Genomic DNA, 24,868 nt, shown 5'->3' with positions numbered 1-24,868 from the left:
TTCGATTGTAATCAATGATTTCAATGGAACCAGTTTTGACAACAAAGGGACAGTTAATGGTGAGGTGGAAATTGCGGCCAAGGGAAATGTTACTTTAATGGGTCATATTAATTCGGTAAAAGTAACAGAGGCTGCTACTGTTATTGTTAAGGGTTCAATTGGAGAATTCATTGTTACTGCTGCGGGTGTAATTTTGGATAATGCTGATAACAGCGTAGAAATAATTAATATTAAAGAGGGTGTTACATTAAAAGACCCACAAGAAATTGATATACCTGAAACACCAAAGAACGACGTCAGGGGAAATCTAGTCGAACAAACTAAAGGACAAAAAGCAATGGAAGCTGCAAAAACAATTGTCAGCTATAAGTTTGATGAAGGATATGCTACTAAGATGAGCAATTTTGTCTTTAATATGAATGATGGTGATGGGTTTATTACTAATAATAATTATTTTGGGGCAACACAAAAAATAGTTAGTGGTGTTCCTAAACCTGCAACGGGGGATGAAGTTGCAGAAGCTATTGTCAAAGACTTTTATATTACATTAAAAGGAAGATTTACACCGCTAACATCTAAATGGGTGATTACAAATGTCGGTAGTGAAGTGATATTTACATCTAAATTGGATAAGTTTTATGATTTTCAAATTGACGTTCCTGAAAAAGAAAACAGAGCAGAGATTAAGGGCGAATTTCTTAAAAAGCAAAAAGGTAGTGAAGGTCGAGAAGGAAAAAGAGAAGTAAATACTCTTACAATTGATGGGATAGTAGCTAGAACTGGGAAAATAGTAGTGACATTTGAAGATGGTACAGTTACTAGTGAAAAAACGATTGAAATCTCTAAAGGCGATACGCCTGTATCCATTGCTGGAAAAACAGCATCAGCGTTTAGTGATTTAGTTGACTGGGATGTTACAAATGTTGAAGGATCAAAAGATGTTGTTTTTACTGCTGAAAAAGCTTCAGAGGATAAAGAAGTTAAGGTTTCTATCAAGTAATTAAGTGTCGTAGAAAGCTATACAACGGAGAATCGGATCCCAGAAAAACATGTACCTGTGCACCGTGAAATTCATACGCTAATCAGATGATTTGATGAGTGCATGAATGAATAAGTCCTCTAATCGAGCAATCGGTTAGAGGGCTTTTTTTACTTTCACAACCGTATTGATGGGAATTTCAAGTAGATAACATAATCATGACTACACGAAGCATCCTCATCCATTCAACACGCATCAGAAACATCACTCACACAATCTACACAATCCGAGTCACATTCATCCAAGCGAGTCGACATTGTATCCTTGCAAATGGTGAAGGAAACAAGCTGTACAACGTACACTTAAGACACTATTCTGACAATTTGGTAGATGTGTGAAAGAGAAAGTCCTCAAGGTCGAACGATCGATTGGAGGGCTATTTCTGTGTGTCTTTTATGAGTTTCGGTAAGAGGTCATTGTCACGACCAATCTTATTTTTGAAAGTGCGCGCATTACAAAATTCAGAACCCCTCGCCGCCGAAAGCTGAAAAGTGTCCTAATGAAATTATTTGCTACTATGAATATTTTTAAAGGTGCGTGTCACGCAGGTGTTATCCATGACTTCAAACGTCAGATGTTTCAAAGGATGTCGATACATTGAGCTGAGGAAGTGTGCATTTCTTCATAAGTGCTGAAACTTGTGTAGCGAGATAGTAAGTGTAGCCCTTTATAAAGAGTTAGGAGAAGCGGTTCGAATCTTTGTGCTTGCTGGGATGCAGATCAGTTGAAGTAGCGAGGTTTCATTGTCTATTCTGTATATGTAAAACAGCGGTCTCTACTTGTATAAGAGACCGCTGTTTGTTTTCTATTCTAGTTTTAAAACGTATTCCTGTCAGTTAGTCTGTGTCTCAATTTCAACAGAAGTCGTTCTTTCCGTTTTTTCACACCTGGCACGGATATCCCGAAATGAGTGGCGCATGCTGCTTGCGAAAAACGATCCACGAATAATAGGACGATCAGTTCACGTTCTTGAAAGGTGAGTTCAGATAGAAGATCCTCCAATCCCCAAAAATCCCTCTCAATTCGCGGATCAGTTCCTACATATTCCAAGAGATCATCTTCTGCTGGCATATGCATGTCACTGAAACGTGTTTCGCGCTTGAGCTCATCGAGCATAGCCCCGTAAATGGAGCGGTAGGCATATGGCGCAAAGTCTCCTTTCGTTTCATCAAACCGTTGCCACGCATGCCATAGGGCAACTCGACCAGCTTGGCGGAAGTGTTCAAAATCTCGGTAGATGTGCAATTTTCGAATAACTGCAGATAACATAGGTGTGTATTGTTCGAGTACTTCTTCAAATGTGATCAATTCAATCAGCCTTTATGGCCGTGCACGACGCGTTTTATTCCCTGGGTGACTTCATCATAGAGGGGACGGAAGAAGAAAACGAATCATGGTTTTTAAAGTTTTGACTAGGTAAATCTAGAAGAAGTGTACGGGGGACTTCGAGTTTCGCCTAGGAGTCTTTGAAGAAAAGTAGTTTTGATATAGAGAATAAATGAATCCATGGAATCCTTGGATTTTTGTAGTACCTTTCCTGCGTAATACAATTATTTTAATGAGGAAACAACGATTTGTGTACAGATTAGGTACTCTTTAGGTTTCGTTCGACCAGAATAGACAATAATACTACAAATACTCCTATATATTGCAAATTATCTATTGCTATTTACTCAATTTATAATATAATAAAATTAATTAAGTAAATTCTGTTAATTATCATTAGAATGTATCGATTATTTGCTGTGGGAGACCTAAATAGACTACGAGTTTGGACAGTCAACACGCTGAGTGTAGCTTATATAGAAAAGTATGGGGCAACACCAACAGCTAGTATTTTTTAAAAAACCGGGATACTCTTAATCATATGTCCGAAGCATATGAGAAGTGGTATCGAAGAGGTGCTCATTTAAGGAGGTGAGGAGCAGGTGGGAATGGAGCACAAAAAAGCCTTAAGTGATAATAGTCCGGCTAGACCCAATCACTTAAGGCAGTGCAGCTGGGTGTACCAGCTTATATGCTAGTATACCCTTTTTTAACGAAAAATAAAGTAAAATCCAAAAAAAGGGGATAGGATGTTGAAAACTAAACACAAGTACATCATTACAACTGAAACATGCTTAATTTTTCCGTACTTTAATGAGTATGGTCGCTTGCTCTCGATGATTTTGGAAGGCGATCAGATTTTGATTGTCAATGAAACGCCTACGGAGATCGTCGATTTTAATTTGCGTCGTGCGGGTTCCAGCTTGAAAGGAGCAATAGAAGGTGCGAATGAAATTTTGGGCAGCCGCACCTACTCTCCGGTTGCTATTAGCAAGAAACATGGTATCTACATGACACCTACTTGTTCTCCAAAAGACCCGGAGTGTACTTGGGTAGCGATTGAACATGTAAAAGAATATGTGGAAAATGATGACGGCCAAGTATCAGTTACCTTGAATAACGGCAGTCGAGTGGATTTGCCCATCAGTTATAATATATTTGAGAATCGATATTTACGTACATGCAAGTTGCAATATCGAATTGAAATGAATACAGAACAGGCCATGAAGGTACGCGAGAAGTACACGCATTCCTATGTTATTAAGAAAAATGGAAGAGGATTAAACTATTCAGAGGAGTAAGCTGGGAGAAAGTTGTGTAAAGATGTCATGAAAAGTGTAAGCGCGTGCCACTCGAATTCTTGAGTGTCACGCGCTTTGATATTACTTAAAATTACATGCTGTATTCATTGGCGTACATCCAAGGTTAAGACATTAAAGTATTTAGATAAACGGAAGCTTAAATATGAACCTGAAATGTGTAGACGCGTACATCAGTCTGAACCTCGCCCAATTTGCTGAGTAGGATGTTGATGCCGTTCAGCAACTGGAAGATTGCGAATTTGTTTTCCTCTCGCACGTCTCTGAATGGTTTCCTCTTTTGTTAGCCATATAACCTAGAAACTAAAAGTTATGAGCAAAATGCAATATGCCATTTGTTATTCAAAATGGTAGACTTAAGAGAAATAGGGAATTTATAAGAATGAGATGGCTGGCATGGAGGTCAGAAAACGTATGAATAATAGGAAAGAACTTGAAGAGATGTTGATAGGCCGTCAGCGGGCTAGGATGAAGAAATGTTCAATGGTCATGATAGGAGCGTTCGTCGCAATTCTTGGATTAAGTGGATGTGTAGCTCAAGAGAAATCATCCGAAGAGGGACAGGCTGAAGAGATTGGATCTGTGGATGGAGAGCAGGACAATACTAGTTCACATGAAATGACGAACACTTACGTGATGGCCACAAACAAAGCATTGTCCGTAGATGATTTGAAAAAGCAAGCTTTATATATGACTACACTTACTTCAGAGGGCGAGCAGGTGAAGCTGTTTGTATTGCCTACGGATAGTGGTGAAATGACAGTGATATCAAAAGACGATGCAAATTTTGCGGGTCAGGAAGGAGAAGAACTGTACAAAGGAAAGGTGGCATTTTACTTAGCGGAATCGGATGGGGAAGAAGGATTTTTGCAAGATGTCGCGTCGCAGGATGTTATGTTGAATGTAAGCCAGAAGCCTATTGTCGCACGTGAATGGGACGATTTAGCAATAGTTCAGCTGTCGGAGTCTGTCACTTCTACTTCCAAGGAGTTATCTCTTTGGACAGTACAATCAGGTGAACTTGTTCCGATATCTGTGGAGGGACAAGTGGCTATTTCAACGTCAACAAGTGACTTGAAGATTGTCGATGATCGTTATATCCAGACTTATGATTATTTCACTACAGATCCAAATGGCTGGGCTTTTCGAACGTATGAATGGGATCCTAAGAAAGTGAAATTGACACTCTTCGATGAAACGAAGTTATTGGTAGAAGGACCGTTCCACTATGACACGATGGAAGCGGATATTCGGGAGTACTATCAACATATCATTGATAATTGGAATCGGATTGAGGAATACACGTATCCATTCCCTCATCTAACCTATCCTGATGATTTACCAAGTCGATTGGAAAAAGGATATATTTTAAATGAACAAGGGACGGTAGGTTCTTCCCTTAAAAAGTATTTAGAACAAAACCCAAATCACCTAGGTGAGTATGACACAGAAGGTGGCTGGTATTATGCCTATCCTGACGGTCAATCGTTCTATTTCGATCGCGAAGATGATAACATTCAAGCGGTTGAATTGTCTGGTGGGAATTATAAAGAAACAATTTCTGAGTTGAAAGAGATGTTAGGAGAACCACTTCATGACTCTAAAAATGATCCAGTATCTGAAGAAGATGAATGGTTAGTAGGCACAAATTATGATATTGGCAATGTTCTCACTTATGAATTTGGTGACTATCAGGTTCGAGTGATGTATCGAGATGAGAATGTAGGGTCGATTTTATTGAGAAAGAAGGTAGAGCAATCTTGATAACTATAAAAACGAGGTCAGTAATTCACAAAGCTGCCCTCGTTTTTTGTATAACATTTTAAAATCTCTATCACTTCACCAACTCAACACCCTCATCCTGCTTCACATAATCCTCATTAATAAACCGCTCCGCCACTTCCAACGCCTTATCGGGATTTCCTTTATCCGTATAATAGTTGAACAAATCTCGATCATAAGTTTGCGCTGTTAATGTATATCCGTGTGATTTCAAATAAGGAAGTACACTGTCGAATAAATACGTATGGTACTCATCCTTCTGTTGAAAAGCCGAATACTTATGAAGGGTAAAGATGAGGCGATACAAGGTTTCATTGCACAAATCTGCAATGCTCAAACCTTCTTCAATCAGTCCGATAAGTTCTTCTTGAGATAAGAATTTTCCTATAAGTGCGCTACGCGTATAACCTTCCAAGGATAATAAGTAGAGCGGAGAATCAATGTCTTTCAAAGCCATGGAATCTTTATAGAGCTGTCCAGCAGTCTCGTAATTCTGTCTTCTAAAATGTTCGTAGGCAAAGTTATGTAGTACCTTTGCTTTTTTCTCTAAGGAATTACAAAGGTCACATAGTTTTATCAAGTTTTCATATTGTTCAATCGTATCGTTGAAATTCCGATACTGATCGGACTCGACTTGTATGAGCATCAAGTTTTCTGTGTCAATGATACGGAGGAATTGGTTGGTCTTTTTAAAGTGGTTTAAAGCTTTTTCTGCATAGTGATACGCTAGGACTGGCGAATGCACATTTTGATAAGCCACTGCCAAATCGTAGTAGATAGAAGGATTGGAATAAAATTTGAAATCTACTGTATTGAAAATATCAATGGATTTTGTATATTCATCTACCGAAATATAGTACAGAGCGAGTACGTGTTTGAATAAGTTCGCCTCGTAAACAGACAACTCTTCTACAGTTCGTTGAATCTCATCAATCCGCTTTTTTGCTTTTTTCGTACAGCCTTGAGTGAGATAGTAATTTGCAACAAGTAGCTTGTAATAGGTCGCGTGTTCTGAGAGTTCAAGAAGTTTGTATTCTTTCATCTCATTGTGAAGAAGCGTGGCGGCTTGTCGGTTTTGAGAAATCATGAACTCATGCCAAATATCGAGTTTGCTTTTCAAGTTCTCCAAGCTAGTTAGCTCTTGTTTCATATCAATTTTGAGTCGTTGTGACAAGAGCATTGTTATTTCGGGAGAGTATTCCGTTAAACCACGTTCAATTTTACTAATATGCGTAACTGAACAAATTCCCCTACCTAACTCTTCTTGAGTGATCTTCGCTTTCTGACGGTAAAATTTAATGATTTTGCCTTCATACATCACTAATCCCTCCATTCGCAACATTTTATTTGCTTAAATTGAATATAAACCAAAAGACTTGTTTTTCTGAAAATAAACACAGTTCATAGATATACATGAGTCTCTCTCCGAATAATTGGGGGAATTCGAAGTTATGGACGTTAATAAGTTTAGTCGGGGTCGATTTTCTCTTCATCTAATGGGGGGAATGCAAATTCACAATAAGCTGTTTCATATGTTGGACTATTCGGAGTTGAATGTAATTATACACAATATTTTAAGAGATGTAATTACCTTTAGCTATTAAACTATAACAAATGAAACCTTATTCCTTGCTATTTTCCTTAGGCAAGGACCTTTTGTAATGCTTTCATATAAAAAAGGTAGTTCAATATACATTTTAAAATAATCTGAATACTGAAATTACCCCAATACTAGTTTGTTTAAAAGTAATGTAGCGTTAACGTTACGGATGCGAGATGGGGGGACAATCGCCTAGTCTGCATCGAGAATTCGAAGGTGAAACTACTAAAATTACGGGGGTGTACGTAATGGGAAAACGTAAAAAGGGGAACCAAGTCCAGTCGAAAGTGGCAAAAGTGATGCTGGCTGCCATGCTATTACCGGCAGCAGCATTCCAACCGACACAAACAGTAGGTGCTGCGACAAACGTCAATGATGTTAAAGAAATGCTAAGCAAACTGACCGATGAGCAACGACGATCGCTCAATGAAATCCGAACGGAGACGGGCTTTACAATTCAACCGGGCATTAATACTACGAGTGAGCAACCAGTGAATGTGATTGTAGAATTCAAGCAAGAACCAGCTAAAGTGCAGCAAGCTAATAATCCAAATCAGCTTACACTGTACGAAGCTGAAGATAAGGTCGAAGCGTCCCATAGGAAATTTAAAGAAGCCATTCAAGGGAAATCCAAGCAGAAGCTATCGGTTGATGTGGAAATCACTCATGAATACCGCGATGCATTTAATGGAGTGTCCATAACGTTACCTGGAAATCAAGTGGAAGACTTAGCGCGTATCGGGGAAGTAAAACGTGTTTGGAAAGATGATGTCGTACAACTGGATTTACCAGATCCGAAAGAATATCCAATGGAACCTAAAATGATAGACAGTGTTCCCCAAATCGGTGTTGACAAGCTACACGATGAAAAAATTGTGGGACAAGGTATCAAAGTAGGCGTCCTTGACACAGGGATTGACTACAATCACCCGGACTTGCAGGGAGCATATAAAGGATATACAGCGAAAGACGGTGTAGATCCGAGTTCGGTAAATCCGGACACTGTAAAAGGATGGGATTTCATAGACAATGATGCGGATCCTATGGAAGAAACGTATGAAACTTGGAAGAAGTCGGGCAAACCCGAGAGAGATAATTATGGAAATGTCTATTACACGTCCCATGGAACTCACGTTTCGGGAACAGTCGCAGGTAAACAAGAAAATGACGTAGATAGTGCTGTCAAAGGCGTCGCTCCTGAAGTTGACTTGTATAACTATCGCGTGCTTGGACCGTACGGGAGTGGGTCAACTAGTGGGATTCTTGCAGGTGTGGACAAGTCAGTAAAAGATGAGATGGATGTCATTAACCTATCTCTTGGTGCGAACGTTAATAGTGCACTTTCACCACTATCCATTGCGGTGAACAATGCGATGTTATCAGGGGTAGTCGCGACAGTAGCTGCAGGAAATGCTGGAGATGGTGCGATGACCATTGGTTCGCCGGGAACGAGTGCGCTCGCAATTACAGTAGGTGCAAGTGACGTGTCGCAAACCATTCCAACTTATACAGCGGGTGCGAATGACGATGCATTTACGGATGTTCAACTACTTGCTAAAAACTTCTCAGACAAAATTGAGGAGCTACAGAATCAGGAATTTCCTGTCGTGTTTGCAGGGCTCGGAAACGCTACTGATTTTGAGGGCAAGGAACTAGCTGGAAAGATTGCATTGATCGAACGCGGAGTCATTGCGTTTGATGATAAAATCAAAAACGCTAAAAAAGCGGGAGCGGCGGCTGTCATTGTTTATAACAATGAAGAGGGGCAAATTCCTCATTACGTCGGTGAAAGTACAGGCTATATTCCATCCTTCCGTTTATCAAAAAAGGATGGGGAACAACTGAAGGCGATGGCTGAAGCAAGCGAAGCGACATTCAAGTTCGGGGAACTTCGAAATACGAAATCTGAAGGTGACCACTTAGCCGATTTCAGTTCGCGGGGACCAGTTGCGCAATCGTACGACATTAAACCAGATGTTGTTGCACCGGGCGTTGCCATCTATTCAACGTATCCATCGTACATGAACGATCCGGAAGGCAATAGTTACGATTCAGCGTATGCCAGAATCCAAGGGACATCGATGGCGGCACCACATGTTGCAGGGGCTGCAGCACTTATTTTGCAGGAAAATCCTGACTACACACCATTTGACGTGAAAGCAGCATTGATGAATACATCTGTAGACTTAAAAGAAGAGTACTCCGTGTATGAAATGGGTGCTGGGCGCATTAATGCATATGGCGCAGTTCACGCAGATACTTCAGTAAAAGTCCTAGATCAAACGGAATCGGTTGAGGATGGTGAAGTGGTAACGGTTGATAATGAAACCGCATCGTTGTCCTTCCGCTCTCATTATCTATCAGAAGATAGCAAAGCAATCGAAGTGTCACGACCTGTTGTCATTAAAAACAGCAGCAAAGAAAGCAAGAAGTTTGCAGTGGACGTTGAATTCTTGGGTGCAAAAGACGGTAGACAAGATGCTGAGAAAAACGGTGTGACTTTCGCAGTGGACCAGACGGTTGCAGTTGCAGCAAACGGTGAAAAGACAGTAAACCCAGTACTTCAAGTACCTAAAACGGCTGCGGAAGGAACTTATGAAGGGTACGTTCGCTTTGTGAATGAAGATAACCTGAGTGAAAGTTACCAAGTACCGTTTGCGATTCGAGTGACTAGCAAAGGGATTGACTTCGTAGAACTGGAAAGACCTGTCATTACGAATACATGGGAAGAATTCCATACGTTCTTGATTCCGTTTACGCCAGTTACATTTAGCTTCAAGAGTCCTATGGAAACTGTCGACATTGTCATTGCAGATGGCGAATCCGGCGAGCCGATTGGGTATGTAGGATCGCTTTACGGAGCTTCGGATATCTTGCCAGGTAGTGAACTCTACATCACACAAGGGTTCACAGGTGTTGTCAATGAATTTACTGGAAATCCAAAGTACCCAATCTCAGAAGAGAATACCTATTTACCAGAAGGCGATTATAAGTTCTTGATGATCGCAAAAGACAAAGAAGGCAAAACGTATGTAGACGAAAGCGTTGCGGTTGTTGATAATACAGCACCTGAAATGAAGTTTAACGATTTAAAGCCAGGAATTATCGAAGTGGACGACTCTATGTATACAGATGAAGATGGTCACCACGCAGTATGGGTCCATACGAATGTGTATGATGCGTCGATTGACTACCTACAGTCAAAAGGCTTGAACTACGATCAGTCCGCTAATATGAGCGTCTACTATGAGAATTCAGCGTTCCCAAGTGGATTGTTTCCAATCGAAGGAAATGGGGACATGAAATTCGGAATACTCCCTGAGGACATTGCTACAAAGGCATTGAAGCTTAGATTGCAGACAGTTGAAATGGGAACTACTGCGAGATACGACGACTATGTATTTGTGAAAAAAGGGACAGAGTACGCAACGCATTCTTATGACAAATCCAAAGTGAAAAAAGGCGATGAAATTACAGCAACATTGACATTAAAAAATGTGAAAGATATGCAAAGCGGCAAATTCGATATTTCATTCATGAACGGGTTTTTCAAGTTGAAAGATGTCGAGCCAAACGAAGCATTTGAAGAGTATGCAGATGAAAATGATCTAGATATCGAAATCTCTAAACCAATATTCAAGGAAGAGTTCAGAGACACAACAGCTACAATTAGTGCTTCTCTAGAAGGGGAGAATGTGAAAGGTTTAAGCGGTAATCAGCCGTTCATAGATGTCACATTTGAAGTCATTAGCGATGATTACTACGGAGGTAAATCTGCATTTGGCTTTATGAATACTTCGTACACAGCTGTAGGAAGTAATACGCCAACTAAAATCGAAGCCTTGCGACATGACCTGTTTGACATTGTCCCTTCTACTTCTAAATTAGAAGGCTATATTTCACCAGAAGGTTTATTGGAAGAAACAGGTGAAATTTTCTATGACGTCGATTTAAGTAAAATCGGTGCGGAAATTTACGTCAAAGCCCCAGATGGTGAAAAGTATAAAGGAGCAATTGAGTCTTCAGGCGCATTCTTCATCGAAGACATCCCAGCACTAAAAGGAGATTACAAAGTCGTAGTAGAAGTTCCAGGTCATTTGAATTCAGTAAGCACAGTAGATCTCTCGAAAAACGTCGATGGCGATTGGAGAGGCATGTGGTCCCGTTCGTATCCACCATCCAATTACGCTGGAGATGTTAATAACGACGGCGTCATTGACATCATGGACGTCATGCGAATTGTCGGTCTATACGGAAAGAAAGACAAAGCAGCGGACATCAACATCGATGGCATAGTAGACGAACTTGACATCCGCCTAGTCGAGAAGAACTTCTTAAGAGTTGCAAAAGATTCCAAGAAAAAGCCAGTGGAGAAGTTAGGCAACAAAGGCATCAATGACCTTTTGAAGTCGATTGGACTGGAGCCTGCTGAGTGATTATAAAGTTTGTTTTAGTGCAATGTCCACACAATCTATTAGAATATCCGTTAATTGAAGCGGAAGGTAGCGACTTCGGTGGGGTCAGCGAAGGTTGCAGACCCCGCGGGAAGCGTTAGCGACCGAGGCAATCTAAGGTGGCGATGTCCTGTCGCAACGGTTGCATGACCAACGTCCTGTGAAATCGAGCCCCTCGGAACGCGTCCACCTGAAGCGTAAATCAACGCCGTCCAATCGGAATTTATTCGAACAAAACTAACTATAAGAATATGGGGGAATACGAAATGGTTAAAACTCAAGGGATGAAGAAGTCCAAGAACGTCTTACTAGGAACGGCACTTGCGGGAGCTTTGATTGTATCCACTGGATTTGGAACGTATTCTTGGTTCACTTCAGAGTCAAATGCTCAAGCGGAAATGAAAAACGGAATTCTGCAGATCAACGGTGGCGGTAATATTGATACACCAATCTTCAAAGCCGAGCAATTTGCACCTTCTCAACTCCATTATGGGGAGTGGCTTTCAATTTCAAACACGGGCGATATGGATGCGCATATTAAAGCGACGTATACACACTCTGTTGATAAAGCATCTCTAGAAGGATATGAAGTAGGATTCATTGCGATGAAATATACTGTTAAACCAGGCCAAGACGCATACGAAGATTCGAAAATTAAACTAGACAACCTATTTAACGGTACGACAAATGAAGTTTTGTCTTCTGAAAATGATGGCAAAAATCGCATTGAAATGATGGGGACTCTTTTATCTGCAAAGCAGATCGAATCTGGTGAAATCTTAGTAGGTGACGGGGAGAACGAACAGTTCTGGGAGTTGGATGAAGGCCAGTATATCGACATCATGATGGGCATTAAGCTTGATGAAAGTGCGGGGAACGAATACCAAGGAGCCGCTTACAAAGCAGGCTTGAATGTAATCGCGAAGCAAACGGATACTGGTTCAACATATGAAAACGAAGCTAAGAAAGAAAAAGAAAATGAAGTTGAAAAAGAAGAGGTAAATAAGGAAGAGAACAAAGAAGAAAGCAAATAATAACTTGTCCTCAATAAAATAGGGAGATGGGGTGAGTCTTTGAAGAATGGCATTAAGAAAATCAGTACGCTAGTGTTTCGTCTATTTGTCATTGCCGTAATTGGTCTGGTTTTGATGACTGCATACCAAAAGTTCAACAACAAAGGAGAGCCCACTTCCTTTTTCGGCTATCAACCGTTAACCGTACTATCCAATAGTATGAATCCCATCTTCGAGACGGGGGATATGCTATTCGTCAAAAAAGTGGATGCGTCGAATGTTAAAGTAGATGACATTATTACTTTCAAAGAAAGTGGAGGCAATTTAATTACCCACAGAGTCGTTGAAGTCATCAACAATTCCGGTGAAATCAGTTTTGCGACCAAAGGTGATAATAACAATATGATGGACGAAGAATTGGTCCAAGCAGGAAATCTGCTCGGAATACAGTCATTCTTTATCCCGAATGCTGGGTATCTTGTGAAGTCGATTCAAAGTCCATTGGGAATGCTGTTGGTTGTGATCCTTCCGACATTAGGCTATTTCGCGATAGGGATTTTTAGTCGTAAACGAGACGATGTGGATGGAGTTCCTATGGAAGGGAACTGAATTTGCTCAGTTAATTAATTAGTAAATGAGAAATCCCTCATACCCGTGAAATCGGGGATGAGGGATTTTTAAATTTGAAGTTAGAGTGGATGGATTGCTTGATTATGGGATCACATTTACAACCTAGCAGCTTGATACAGTTCCTCATTTCCCCTGCTCGTTCTTCAAGTTTTCCATTCGTTCTTTATAATCATCCACCAACTTAGTGATACGATCCACTTCGTTCTGGATCAACGTACGTTTTTCCTCTTCCTTTATATCCATCATGTCACGGTATTTTGTTCGAGTGTTTTCAATTATATCAAGCAATTCCTGAGCGGTTTGTTCGTCAATCAACTCTTCCTCTTCAAGAAGGCTGGTGGCTCCAGCGAAGCGATCACTTTCCGTGTTGATGGCGAATGTGATTTTGTCGCTTGAGCGTCGTACCGTTTCGTAAGCCATGGCTTCTGGCCATCCGACCGGTTTTTGATAGACGAGCGTAGCGAGGTCTAGGTCGGAAGGGAGCCAGACTTTTGCGATGTTGGAAGTCATTTCTTCCAATGAATTTGCGGCCATATACGTCCCGTTTCCTGCTTCAGCTACCTTTTTCAATTGGTTTTCTGCAGTTTGATCCACTTGGAATCCAATGACATTGACATGACGGTCATTTGCGAGTTCAGCGAAGCTTTTGGCTTCTGCAATTGGATCCCCATCACACGTTTCGGCTCCGTCACTGACGATATATAGAGTGATGTCGGAATCCTCCCCTTCATGATCAAGCCGAGCTTGTTTAATGGCTCTAGCTAGTGGCGTCCAACCGCTCGCTTTAACTTGATCGACCGCTTCGTCGAATTTTTTCTCGTCATAGCTTGCTAGCGGGTAGATTTCGTCAATTGTGCCACACGATAGCGCCTTGTCTGATTTGTTTTGAGTTCCTGTGTGTCCATATACATAAAGGGATAGGTCGCTTTCCTTTCCCATCATGGAGGCGAATCCTTTCACTGCGCTTTTTGCGGTATCCATTTTCAGTTTCCCGTCGGCTTGGAGAAGCATGCTAGAGCTTGCGTCCAATAGGATGATGCCATTAGTAGGAACAGATTTTTGTTCCTCATCTCCTTGAATTTCTCGAGGTTCCGGTAAAATCGGTTCTTTGAACGAAGGCGAAAAGTCGATGAGTGGTTGAACAAGTTCTCCGTACTGTGCACCACCGAGTAAGTGGATGAGTGCACCATGCAATTCTTCAGGATCTTTAGTGGATTCCGTTATGGATTTCATCTCTGATAAAAAGTTTTCCTTGATTTCGGAAGGGACCTCCCGTTTGCTCCACATGGAGGTTTCCTGTTCAATCGTAAAATCCTTTGTTAACGTTCCGGGTGAGAGCTGAGCGAGTTCTTCGGGGGTAGTTGCCTGCGCCCCTTTGGTGAAAGGTTTTTTATCTTCAACTTCTTTTTTTGTGCTATTCTTGTCGTCTTCATGTACGACAGCCGTCACTTTTTCATCATCAGGTTCCGCATCTTTTGAACATCCTGCCAACACGATGCATGCAGAGAGTATGATCATAGCGAACTTCGTCTTCATACATAAACAGCCCCCTTGTGAAAGGTTTACTATGTATACGGAAATTCTCAATAATAGTTTCATCATAGTGAATTAGGCGTGTCGTCTTGACTGCTCAAGAAGAAAATCCTCGCCCTTTATAATTCGGGAAGAGGATTTTTCAGTAGATAGACATATTTTTATTCTGAATCTCCATAGCCATCTCAACCCTTTTTCGGTTTCAAGCGCTTCTGATAGCGCTGACCTTCGAGCATATTCAGAAGCGTACGTTGAATCGCTTCGGTTTCAGGGGAACAGCAACCTGGATCCGCCAAGTTTTTCGTTTCAAGCGGGTCATGTGCTAGATTGTACATTTCAAATTGGTCAGGAACTGGTTCGGTTTTGACGACTTCGACGATACACCCGTCTTCATCCACAAACGACGTATCACTGACGCCGGGATCTGTCCAAAACTGGGGATTGTCGAAGTAGCGGGCGAACTTCCAGATTTCTGATTTGCCGGCAGGACCAGTTTTAAGAGAGACAATTATGGCTTCGATTGAACTTGGTTGGATGACGGATTCATAAGGTTTTCCTGTAATGAGGTTCGTTTGATGAAGTCCTTTGAATACGTTGTCGTCCGTCATGAAATACAGCGGTTCATCCACACGGAAGAAGGTTTGACGTCCTTCTATGAGTGGTGTTAAATCCCTTCCGACAAGAGGTCGAGCTTCCGTATGATCGATAGCTAATTTGTGCTGAACCTCAGCTGCGTCAATTCCTGCCAAACCAAGCAGTGTCGGTAAAATATCGACGTGACTTGTCAGGGGAGTTGTCTGTTTTGCTTGAGGGAATAACTGAGGACTGTGGATGACGAAGGGGACATGGATGGATTCTTCGTACATCGAATACCATTTTTGATAAAGTCCGCCTTGCGCGCCGAGTTGTTCGCCGTGGTCGGATGTGAAGACGATGATTGTGTTCTCTGAAAAGCTGGATTGTTGAAGCGCAGTGAGTACTTTCATCATTTCGTCGTCCACTTTTTTCTGCAAGCTGTAATACAGTTGACGATAGAAATTGGTGTTAATGATTGGCTGCAATCCTTTTGGATAGGTGAGGCGATAGCTGTCTTGCACAGATGGCTTAGTTGCTAGTGACTCGTGAGTAGTCGGAGCGGGTGGGATGTGCGGAAGTGTCGGATCTACTTCGAAATTATATGAGGGCAGGAGAGCTGAAAATATCCCGAACAGCGCAATGTCATGTGGGTTCACGAACGAGCATTGGATGAACCATGGCGTTGCTTCTTCCTCGCATTTCGAAGTTCGTTCCAATGCTTCTATCAATTCTACCGTTTCCGCTGCATACACTTCGTCCCGTCCACTCGTTCCAAAACCTGCAGATGACCCAGAATTTCGAGGGTCTGTTCCATGGGGATCCGGTCCAATCCAATCTGAAAAACCGAACGTGTCAAGACGATCTCCTTGGCGATAAATCCTCTCGTTTTTCTTATCAGGTGCCCCTGTAATTGTGTTGTAACTTGGTAATGCGTTTTTCGTACCGGGAATCACGATGTCTTCCTCGGAAGCGTGCCACTTTCCTTTCCAAAATGTGTCATATCCGGCAGCGCGGAAGTAGTTGCCTACTGTAGGAACCGTGTTCGGATCCAACCAAAACTGGTCTGCGTCATAGGATCCTTTTGCAGCGCCAGGTGTTTGTGTGACTCCATGCAAGGAAGGATAGTGCCCGGTATATAATGTCGTCCGACTCGGTGCACAAGCTGTGCTGCCGGCATAATGGTTAAGAAATGTCATTCCGTTTTTCATCAACAGCTGCTGCGCTATTAAGTTTTCACGGGTCCACTTTTTCAGTTCTTCTGTCTCGTATACTGGGGGAAATCGATCTTGGTCGACCATTAGGAAAAGAATATTCGGCTGTTTGTTCCCCGAACCACTATTGGGATTTGTATGATGTTCTTTCATAAGTTTCACCTTCCTAATTTGTAAGTACCCTCTAGTGTATGACGGACGAGTTCGAACGAGCGTGTAATTCGTTTAGGGAGGAAGGTGAAAGGAGGTTGATTGGCATTAGAATTTCAGGAATCTAAGGATTTCTCCAATAGCCGTATCCGCAATGAATGTTGCGAGAAGAATGGACGCGACTGTTGTGACGGCGATATAAAAGAGGATACCGTAAAAGCTATCGATGGATGTGGGTTCCTTGAATAAGAGTTTTGTGATAGAGAATAAAGGAATGAGGATGAATGCGATGAAGATCGCGATAGCTAGAAGAATGGTGGATAGAGTGAAGGAATGAACGAGTGTGAGCAGTAGGCTTATTGTGGAAAGTGCGATGGGAATGGCATAGAATCCACCTATTTTCCGGGTGAGTTCTGAGACGGATTCAGAGATTGAAAACAGTTTGACGGTGCTCGTGATTGCGATGAGATTTACGACGACGACTAGGAAAAAGAAGATACTCAAGTAGAGAACGACTTGGAAAAAGGATGGGCTGAGAGTGTTTAGGCTTGTCGGGAATGCTGCGTAGAAGGTAGCGGACGTGAGAAGGATGAATAAGATGATACTGAGTATGCTGTTTTGTACTGAGACGTTTTTAGTGTGAAAGTGGGCAGATGGTGTTTTGAGTTGTTGAAATAGGAATTGCATGAAATTCTTTGCATCTGTTTTTAACTTTTCAAGAGGCTCGTTTGTGGACGAGGTCGATACTTCTACGGCTGTCGTTCGCTTGCGTATGGCGGAAAACGAGTTCCCACATTCCCCGCAAAAATTTCCGTCAAGTTGCGTGTGGTTGCAAACTGGACAAGTTTTAATGGGTGTCACTCCTTTTTTTGTGTTGGATAGTGCTTGTTGCGCGGCGTCGGGCAGTAAAGCTCGCTCTTATAAATGGTATGTGTGAGGGCTGGAGAATAGAAAGGAATTGTATAGATGAGATAGGCGGGGGCTTAGTTGGAGGTGGATCGAGGGTTTTTGTGTTGTCGATCACTTGGATCGGGTTGACCGACACTGCGAGTAGTTTCTGTGACACTTGGTGGGGATTCTCAATCACATCTGTCAATTTCTCCATCACATAGTGGAATTTCTCGATAACGGACACAATTCAAGTGCTTAAAGGGATTAATTGGGTGCGCTTCGCTTGTTTGGGGAGGGGCTAGGGGCGCTGACTATGGAAATCGGATAGATGATGCTGGTTATCGGCACTTTGGTGATGGAAATCGGAAAGATTCGCGCGTGAATCGGCACTTTTGAGCGAGGAATCGGCAATATGGGTGAATTAATCGGAATCGAGACACAATTCAAGTGCGTAAAGAGATTAATTGGGTGCGCTTCGCTTGTTTGGGGATGGGCTAGGGGCGATGGCGATAGAAATCGGAAAGATCCGCGCGTGAATCGGAACTATCGAGTGAAGAATCGGCAATAAGGGTGAATTAATCGGAATCGAGACACAATTAAAGTGCTTTTAAGGGATTAATTGGGTGCGCTTCGCTTGTTTAGGGAGGGGCTAGGTGCACTTTCAAAAGATATCGAAAGGTTCTTTCCCTTGCGTTATGTCAGTGAAATGCCTTTCCGTAATTAACGATATAAATAGCATGGTAATGAATGAAATGGTTTCTAAACAATATCTTGAAATAATTATGAAATTGAAAATGGAAGTTCTTTAGCCGAGTGTTTTGGTACAAAAACATTCTTGTGTGAATGAATAGTCTTAGGGAGAAAATATAAACAAACTTCTTATAAAGATAGTGTAATAAAGTGATGCTACTAATATTTGAATTTCTTTGAGACTAGTAGTGTTTGCTAATTAATATTATCTATCAATAACTTGTTGCGGTTTTATCGACCGGGTTGGTAGTTAATTCACTTGATGAACTAAAATTTCTAAGTAGTACGATTAAAAACAGATAATTAAAAATTCCCATTGCATTCAGTTTACTAATTATGCTATAGTCATAAAAATTACACTCACACAGTAATTGGAGGTCTGGATTGTGGAAGAGATTCATAATCGAATTAAGAGCTTGCGGGTTGAGAGGAACTTAACCTTGAAAGAAATGAGTGATCAGACGGGATTATCGCTCAGCTTTTTATCACAAATCGAAAGAGGAACTTCTTCTCTGTCCATTAGTTCACTGAAGAAGATTTCGGACGCACTTGACATTCATATCAACTACTTTTTTGAAGAAGAACAAGAAGTACAAACCTTTGTGGTTCGGGGGAATGACCACCATTCGTTTTCGACAACGAAGGGGAGTCAGATCTATTCACGACTGACTGGAAAATTCAACAATCGGCGACTGGAGCCACTGAAGGTGACATTGCCACCTCGAATGCATGAAGAACATTCACACAGCCATAGTGGAGAAGAGTTTTATTATGTGTTAGATGGTGAAGTTATTTTCTATTTAAACAGTGAAAAACATCATTTGTACAAAGGGGATACGATTCATTTTCCTTCGAGTCTGATTCACCAGTGGGAAAACCCTTTAGAGACTGAAAGTATTGTGTTAAGTATTGTGACGCCTATTATATTTTGATGAGGAGTGAGTCGAATGAGAGTAGCAACAGATATCGGTGGTACGTTTACAGACTTAGTGTATGTGGACAAAAATGGGGGAATTGGCGTAGCGAAGAGTAGTACGACACCACCCAACTTTGAAAAAGGAGTCCTTGATGTGATTCATAAGAGCGGAATTGATCAGTCGCAATTGTCGATGTTCATTCATGGAACGACTGTGATTATCAATGCGCTCACTGAACGAAAGGGTGCCAAGACCGCTCTTATTACAACGAAAGGATTTCGTGATGTACTGGAAATCGCACGTGGAAACCGCCCGGATTTGTTCAATGTGAACTACAAGAAACCGGAACCGTTTGTAGAGCGCTATTTGCGTAAAGAAGTGAATGAGCGTCTGAGTTATAAAGGTGAGGTATTGACTCCTCTTGAGATTGAAGATGTGAAAGAGTGTGTTGAGTTCTTTAAAAAGGAACAGGTGGAAGCGATTGCGGTTTCTTATTTGCATGCGTATGCAAACCCTGCTCATGAGCAGCAAACTGCAGAATTGATAAAACAACTTTGGCCAGAAGTGAAAGTAACGATTTCTAGTGACATCGTTCAAGAATGGCGTGAGTATGAGCGTACGAATACTACTGTGTTAAATGCATACGTTCAGCCAGTCGCGACCTCTTACATCAATCGCTTAGAGAACGAATTGAAGGCACAAAGCAATGTGGAGCAACGCTATATTATGCAATCGAATGGTGGGACAACGACGTTTGACAGTGCGAAAGAAACGCCAATTAGCATGGTTGAATCGGGTCCAGTTGCCGGGATCTTTGGTGCTGCAGTGCTTGGTGAAATGATTGGGGAGAAGAATATTATTGCGTTTGATATCGGTGGGACAACTGCAAAGTGTTCATTGATTGAAAATGGTGAAGTGAAAGTGTCGACGGATTATTATATAGAACGGGATAGTCGTCATGCAGGATATCCGATTAAGACGCCAGTTGTCGATATCGTTGAGATTGGAAACGGTGGAGGTTCAATTGCATGGATTGATCCCGCGGGCTCATTAAAAGTGGGACCACAATCTGCGGGGGCATTCCCTGGACCGATTGCTTACGGCCAAGGTGGGAAGGAACCGACAACGACAGATGCAAATTTGTTAACAGGTCGTCTGTCATCGAAAAACTTTGATTATGAAGTGGACATGGAAGCTGTGAAATCAGGAATTCAGTCAAAAATTGGATCACGTTTTGAGATGTCTGCTGAAGAGGCTGCACTCGGGATTATCAGGATTGCGAACTCGAATATGTTGAATGCATTGAAGCTCATTTCGATTCGGAAAGGTCACAACCCTAAAGATTTCACGTTGCTTGCTTTTGGTGGCGGGGGTTCGATGCACGCACCGGCACTCGCACTGGAGCTAGGTGTGAAAAAAGTTGTTGTCCCAATTGCATCACCTGTGTTTTCCGCCTGGGGCATGTTGTTGACGGATCTGCGACACGATTACATCAAAACATATATTAAGCGGATGAATGAATTGACGTTGGAGGAAATCAACGATGCATGGATAGCAATTGAAACACAAGCTTTGCATCATTTTGAAGACGAAGGAATGACCGCTGAACAAGTGGAGTACCATCGTTTTGCGGACATGCGTTATCTCGGTCAAGAACACACGGTGAAAGTTCCTGTGGATAATGATATGTGGACGGATGCGAGTAAGCAAAAGGCAATTGAAGACTTCCATAAGCTCCATGAAAAGAACTACACGTTTAAGCTGGAAGAAGCGCAAACGGAAATTGTTAATTTGCATTTAACGGCATTCGGAAAAGTTGAAAAGCCTGAAATTAAGAAGCAAATCAAAGCGGGAACACCGCAATCCGCTTATAAAGAAAAGAGAGAAGTCTACTTTGAAAATGAAGGATGGCTTACAACAAACGTTTACGATCGAGAGAAACTACCGACGAACGAAGTCTTGAGAGGACCGGCCATAATTGAAGAAAAAGCGGCGGTTACTGTGATTTATAAGCAACAACAGCTCCACGCAGACGAGTATGGCAACCTCATCATTGTAAAGGAGGAGAACTGATATGACGCACACGACAACAATTGATCCGTTTACGCTGGAAATCGTTAAAGACTCATTACTCGCTACAGGGGATGAAATGTTTGCAGCCCTTGCAAGAACATCGATGAGTCCAATCATTTATGAAGTATTGGACTATGCGAGTGGACTTACCGATGCGAAAGGGAATCTCCTCACTCAAGGAAATGGTGTGACGGGCTTCATCGGAATGCTGACATTCATGGTTAAGGAGACGTTAGCAAAATATCCAGGAGATAAGTTGAAGGAAGGCGACATCATTATTATTAACGATCCTTATCAAGGTGGAGGTTCTCACCTTTCTGATGTTGGATTAGTCATGCCGATCTTTGTGGATGGTGAGCTGATTGCGTTCTCTGCAAATAAGGCACATTGGACTGAAGTGGGAGGAAAAGATCCAGGTTCCTTTACGAATGACTCTGTCGATATCTTCCAAGAAGGACTCCAATTCTCTTGTCTGAAGCTCTATGATGAAGGAAAAGTGAGTGATGTCCTCGTTGAAATGATCCGCTCGAATGTTAGATTCCCAGAGTTGTCTCTTGGAGATATGTGGGCACAAGTCGCAGCGTTGAAAACAGGCAATCGCAGGTTGAACGAGCTTTGTAACAAGCATACAACGGAAACGATTCTTGCCGCGATTGAGCATTTGCTGGACCATGGGGAAGTGTTGGCGCGTGAAGAGCTAAAAAAGCTACCTAAAGGTGTTTTTTACGCAGAAGATTTTATTGACACAGATGGGATTGGAAATGGACCGTTCCCAATTAAGGTGAAAGTGACAATTACGGATGATGAATTCATTTGTGACTTTAGAGGAAGCTCACCACAAGTTCCTGGACCAATGAATTGCTCGAAGACGGGACTAACTTCTGCAGTTCGCGCGATTTTCTTAGCAATTACAAATCCTGAACAAGACGTAAACGATGGAGTATTCCGTCCTTTGAGGATTTTAACGGATCCGAAATCTATCATGTCAGCAGAGCGCCCAGTTCCGGTCTCGAACTACTTTGAAACGCTATTAGGCAGTTTAGACTTGGTGTGGAAAGCGATGGCACCTCACCTACCAGAGCGTCTGAATGCTGGACACTTTTTGTCGGTATGTGCAGTGACTTTATCCGGGACGCATCATGATACTGACGAATCGTTCTTGATCGTAGAGCCATCCGTTGGAGGATGGGGTGCATCGAACAGAAACGATGGTGCATCTGGACAGTTCTGTATGGGTGATGGGGAAACATACAACGTTCCGGTTGAAGTCGCTGAAACTCGATACGGCGTTATGTTGGATGAATATAGCTTGCGTCAAGATGGAAATGGATCAGGAGCAGGAGAGTTTGTTGGTGGAAAAGGTGTTACTCGTTCCTATCGTGCAATGACGGACGGACAAGCTGTCACTGTCACGTATGGTCGCAACAAGTTCATGCCATGGGGAATTAGTGGAGGTCATGATGGATCGTCGAACGAATTCTTTGTGGATAAAGCAGATGGCACAATAGACGGCCCATTCGGTGTGTATCCTAGATATCCGTTGAATAAAGGTGATGTAGTGAGACTCGTTACGGGTACGGGTGGAGGTTATGGTAATCCGTTAGAACGTGACGCAGCACAAGTTGCTAGAGATGTGAAGAATGACTATTTCACAGTGGAAGAAGCAGGTGCGATCTTCGGTGTTGAAGTTGATTCGGACACGTTTGGATATAGAGAGCTTAAAACGAGAAAACACTAAAGGGAGATGGATTGGATGCAAAAACAAGCAGCGCAAGACACACAGGAGATTGTACAAAATCTGTTTCACGATCAATTCACGAATGCAGAAGTGAAATTCGGGTACGTGTCGATTCCAACCGGTGAACGGTTGCCGAACGAAGGAACGACCTTCCATGAGGAACAAGAGTATTCGTTCATCACGAAAGGCTCTCTTATTGGGGAGTCTGGTGGTGTACCGTTTGAAATTTCCGCAGGCGAGGCTTCTTTCATTCCTGCGGGGGAACTACATTGGTGTATGAATAAAGGTGACGAGCCTGTGGAATTAGTGTTTGCGTTAGTGAAAGCGTAAGTTACCTGTTAGCAATAGAATTTGGGGGTTTATACATTCATGAGGGGTGAGCCGATGGACGGTCAAAAAGAAAATATGAAAGCGCATAACGATATACTTGGCCAAGATAACGCATTGGCTCCTGTCCCTGAAAATCAGCGTCAGCATTGGCTAACGCCTGCAGTCATATTTGGAGGACTGGAATTTACGATCCCAGTTCTCATGGTAGGTGCGTCATTAACCGCAAGTTTCGGTATGACTAAAATTCTTCTCATTCTTATCATCGCTTTATTCGGTTTCCAGTGGGCGGGGAACGCGCTACAAGGATATATCGGCGCGAAAACAGGACGCTCTTCATCTGTAATTGCCAAGTCCAGTTTTGGAACTGTCCAAGCTCGCTTTATTGTCGGATTCACGATTTTCATCGTGTCACTCGGTTGGTGGGCATTGCAAACTGCTGTCGCAGGGAATGCGATGTCAGCGATGTTTGGCATTGATTATCAAACGAATTGGATTGGCTGGGCACTCGTTACGACGGTAGCAGGTCTGTTGTTCGCACTTCCTTCTATCATAGGGTATAACTCCATGAAGTGGACGGATTACTTAGCGGTTCCTTCAGGATTGCTTCTAATTGTTGGCGGAATATATTTGACGCTCAAAAACACTGGGTTGCATAAAATCATGGAGTGGAATCCGGAACCAAGCATGACAATTCTTGCGGGAATCAGTTTAGTCATTGGCGTAAACGTATCTCAGTGGGTAATCGCATCCGATTATACGCGGTATGCGAAACCGGTTTGGAGAGACAACTGGATCATTCCGAGCGGGATTGCGGTTATTGGATTCCCTTTGTTCATCGTAGGGGCAATTATGTCCGTTGGTGTTGGGGACGCAGACATCGTTAATGTCATGATGAATTTAGGATTTCCATTTTGGGGCTTCTTAATTTTGTGGCTTGCAACTTGGACGTCGCAGCTAGTAAATAACTACAGTATGGGATTAGCGCTTGCGAATCTATTGAACGTGAATTCCGGGAGAGGGCGCGCATTATTAACGTTGGTAGGAACGATTTTAGCTATCATTGTCGCGCTAGCGGGAATCCTTCAATACTTCGAAGACTTTTTGTACCTAACCGCTCTCTTGTATCCAGCGATTGCGGGCGTTATGATGGGTGACTTCTTCGTGATCCGTAAGCAAAAGTGGATCGAGGTGCCAGGTTGGAACTGGATGGCAACGATTGCTGTTGCAGCGGGTGTTGTGATTGGCTACTTAACACAATACGTGTATCCGATGGGGCTTCCAGCGGTTCAATCGCTTTTAGTTTCGATTCTTACGTATGTCATTGCGATGAAATTGAAGAAGGAATACGCGCCAGATCAGTTTACGGAGTAATCGGAAAAATCTAGGTGAGTTTCCGACGCCGGTGGTGGTTTCTCCGACAGTCGAACTAGTTTCTCCATCAAAGCGAGGAATAACTTCGGCATTTAGTGAGATTTTCCATAAAGGAGCCCAATTCATCTGCATCAAGGGGTTAATTGGATGTGCTCCGCATGTTTA

The 24,868-nt window shown here is 42.4% G+C and carries 16 protein-coding genes; 11 read left to right on the top strand and 5 right to left on the bottom strand.

Features of this window, described 5'->3' with window-relative positions; translation table 11 throughout:
* Positions 1 to 97: 97 nt before the first annotated feature.
* Positions 98 to 1,000 carry a hypothetical protein gene (locus tag RL70_RS05995; RefSeq protein WP_039042504.1) on the top strand — a complete coding sequence of 301 codons (903 nt, stop codon included), beginning with the start codon at positions 98 to 100 and terminating at the stop codon, positions 998 to 1,000.
* 855 nt (positions 1,001 to 1,855) lie between these two features.
* Here RL70_RS05995 and RL70_RS05990 read toward each other — a convergent pair.
* Positions 1,856 to 2,347, bottom strand: a complete 492-nt coding sequence (locus RL70_RS05990) for a sigma-70 family RNA polymerase sigma factor (protein WP_039042503.1) — start codon at positions 2,345 to 2,347, stop codon at positions 1,856 to 1,858.
* A 770-nt stretch (positions 2,348 to 3,117) separates the two neighbouring features.
* Between RL70_RS05990 and RL70_RS05985 the strand changes: the two genes are divergently transcribed.
* Positions 3,118 to 3,666, top strand: a complete 549-nt coding sequence (locus RL70_RS05985) for a competence protein ComK (protein WP_197054081.1) — start codon at positions 3,118 to 3,120, stop codon at positions 3,664 to 3,666.
* A 432-nt stretch (positions 3,667 to 4,098) separates the two neighbouring features.
* Complete coding sequence (locus RL70_RS05980) at positions 4,099 to 5,448, top strand: hypothetical protein (protein WP_039042501.1); 1,350 nt, start codon at positions 4,099 to 4,101, stop codon at positions 5,446 to 5,448.
* 70 nt (positions 5,449 to 5,518) lie between these two features.
* Here RL70_RS05980 and RL70_RS05975 read toward each other — a convergent pair whose 3' ends face one another.
* Positions 5,519 to 6,784: a helix-turn-helix transcriptional regulator gene (locus RL70_RS05975; protein WP_052245807.1), complete on the bottom strand. Its 1,266-nt coding sequence runs from the start codon at positions 6,782 to 6,784 to the stop codon at positions 5,519 to 5,521.
* A 530-nt stretch (positions 6,785 to 7,314) separates the two neighbouring features.
* Between RL70_RS05975 and RL70_RS18285 the strand changes: the two genes are divergently transcribed.
* The 3 genes from RL70_RS18285 (at position 7,315) to RL70_RS05960 (ending at position 13,142) form a co-directional block, all read left to right on the top strand.
* Positions 7,315 to 11,502, top strand: coding sequence for a S8 family serine peptidase (locus tag RL70_RS18285; protein ID WP_039042500.1), 4,188 nt, complete (start codon positions 7,315 to 7,317; stop codon positions 11,500 to 11,502).
* Positions 11,503 to 11,786: 284 nt separating this feature from the next.
* A complete protein-coding gene (locus RL70_RS05965; RefSeq protein WP_039042499.1) occupies positions 11,787 to 12,554 on the top strand; it encodes a hypothetical protein in 768 nt (255 codons plus the stop codon).
* A gap of 39 nt (positions 12,555 to 12,593) precedes the next feature.
* Positions 12,594 to 13,142, top strand: coding sequence for a signal peptidase I (locus RL70_RS05960; protein WP_052245806.1), 549 nt, complete (start codon positions 12,594 to 12,596; stop codon positions 13,140 to 13,142).
* A gap of 144 nt (positions 13,143 to 13,286) precedes the next feature.
* Here RL70_RS05960 and RL70_RS17230 read toward each other — a convergent pair whose 3' ends face one another.
* From RL70_RS17230 to RL70_RS05945, 3 genes are all read right to left on the bottom strand, one after another.
* Complete coding sequence (locus tag RL70_RS17230; RefSeq protein WP_052245805.1) at positions 13,287 to 14,699, bottom strand: VWA domain-containing protein; 1,413 nt, start codon at positions 14,697 to 14,699, stop codon at positions 13,287 to 13,289.
* Between the two features lie 182 nt (positions 14,700 to 14,881).
* A complete protein-coding gene (locus tag RL70_RS05950; RefSeq protein ID WP_052245804.1) occupies positions 14,882 to 16,636 on the bottom strand; it encodes a sulfatase-like hydrolase/transferase in 1,755 nt (584 codons plus the stop codon).
* A 105-nt stretch (positions 16,637 to 16,741) separates the two neighbouring features.
* Positions 16,742 to 17,494 (bottom strand): hypothetical protein, encoded by a 753-nt coding sequence (locus tag RL70_RS05945; protein WP_156137918.1) that lies wholly within the window; start codon positions 17,492 to 17,494, stop codon positions 16,742 to 16,744.
* Positions 17,495 to 18,660: 1,166 nt separating this feature from the next.
* On the opposite strand from RL70_RS05945, the gene RL70_RS05935 reads away from it, so the two are divergent.
* From RL70_RS05935 to RL70_RS05915, 5 genes are read left to right on the top strand one after another with little or no spacing between them, the layout of a single operon-like run.
* Positions 18,661 to 19,206, top strand: coding sequence for a helix-turn-helix domain-containing protein (locus RL70_RS05935; protein ID WP_039042496.1), 546 nt, complete (start codon positions 18,661 to 18,663; stop codon positions 19,204 to 19,206).
* 15 nt (positions 19,207 to 19,221) lie between these two features.
* Entirely contained in the window at positions 19,222 to 21,264 is a 2,043-nt protein-coding gene (locus tag RL70_RS05930) for a hydantoinase/oxoprolinase family protein (RefSeq protein ID WP_039042495.1), read from the top strand.
* 1 nt (position 21,265) lies between these two features.
* Complete coding sequence (locus RL70_RS05925; RefSeq protein ID WP_039042494.1) at positions 21,266 to 23,002, top strand: hydantoinase B/oxoprolinase family protein; 1,737 nt, start codon at positions 21,266 to 21,268, stop codon at positions 23,000 to 23,002.
* A 15-nt stretch (positions 23,003 to 23,017) separates the two neighbouring features.
* Positions 23,018 to 23,332: a cupin domain-containing protein gene (locus RL70_RS05920; RefSeq protein ID WP_039042493.1), complete on the top strand. Its 315-nt coding sequence runs from the start codon at positions 23,018 to 23,020 to the stop codon at positions 23,330 to 23,332.
* A 54-nt stretch (positions 23,333 to 23,386) separates the two neighbouring features.
* Positions 23,387 to 24,703 carry a cytosine permease gene (locus tag RL70_RS05915; protein ID WP_052245803.1) on the top strand — a complete coding sequence of 439 codons (1,317 nt, stop codon included), beginning with the start codon at positions 23,387 to 23,389 and terminating at the stop codon, positions 24,701 to 24,703.
* The last annotated feature ends 165 nt before the right edge of the window (positions 24,704 to 24,868 follow it).

Source organism: Sporosarcina sp. ZBG7A, assembly GCF_000813425.1.
Classification (GTDB): Bacteria; Bacillota; Bacilli; order Bacillales_A; family Planococcaceae; genus Sporosarcina.
The sequence above is the reverse complement of the archived record's forward strand: the minus strand, read 5'-3'. Positions and strand labels throughout refer to the sequence as shown.

Coding starts and splice junctions, on each gene's coding strand:
- RL70_RS05995 (WP_039042504.1), top strand. CDS start 98: ATGGGTCATATTAATTCGGTAAAAGTAACAGAGGCTGCTACTGTTATT.
- RL70_RS05980 (WP_039042501.1), top strand. CDS start 4,099: ATGAATAATAGGAAAGAACTTGAAGAGATGTTGATAGGCCGTCAGCGG.
- RL70_RS05975 (WP_052245807.1), bottom strand. CDS start 6,784: ATGTATGAAGGCAAAATCATTAAATTTTACCGTCAGAAAGCGAAGATC.
- RL70_RS18285 (WP_039042500.1), top strand. CDS start 7,315: ATGGGAAAACGTAAAAAGGGGAACCAAGTCCAGTCGAAAGTGGCAAAA.
- RL70_RS05965 (WP_039042499.1), top strand. CDS start 11,787: ATGGTTAAAACTCAAGGGATGAAGAAGTCCAAGAACGTCTTACTAGGA.
- RL70_RS17230 (WP_052245805.1), bottom strand. CDS start 14,699: ATGAAGACGAAGTTCGCTATGATCATACTCTCTGCATGCATCGTGTTG.
- RL70_RS05950 (WP_052245804.1), bottom strand. CDS start 16,636: ATGAAAGAACATCATACAAATCCCAATAGTGGTTCGGGGAACAAACAG.
- RL70_RS05930 (WP_039042495.1), top strand. CDS start 19,222: ATGAGAGTAGCAACAGATATCGGTGGTACGTTTACAGACTTAGTGTAT.
- RL70_RS05925 (WP_039042494.1), top strand. CDS start 21,266: ATGACGCACACGACAACAATTGATCCGTTTACGCTGGAAATCGTTAAA.
- RL70_RS05920 (WP_039042493.1), top strand. CDS start 23,018: ATGCAAAAACAAGCAGCGCAAGACACACAGGAGATTGTACAAAATCTG.
- RL70_RS05915 (WP_052245803.1), top strand. CDS start 23,387: ATGGACGGTCAAAAAGAAAATATGAAAGCGCATAACGATATACTTGGC.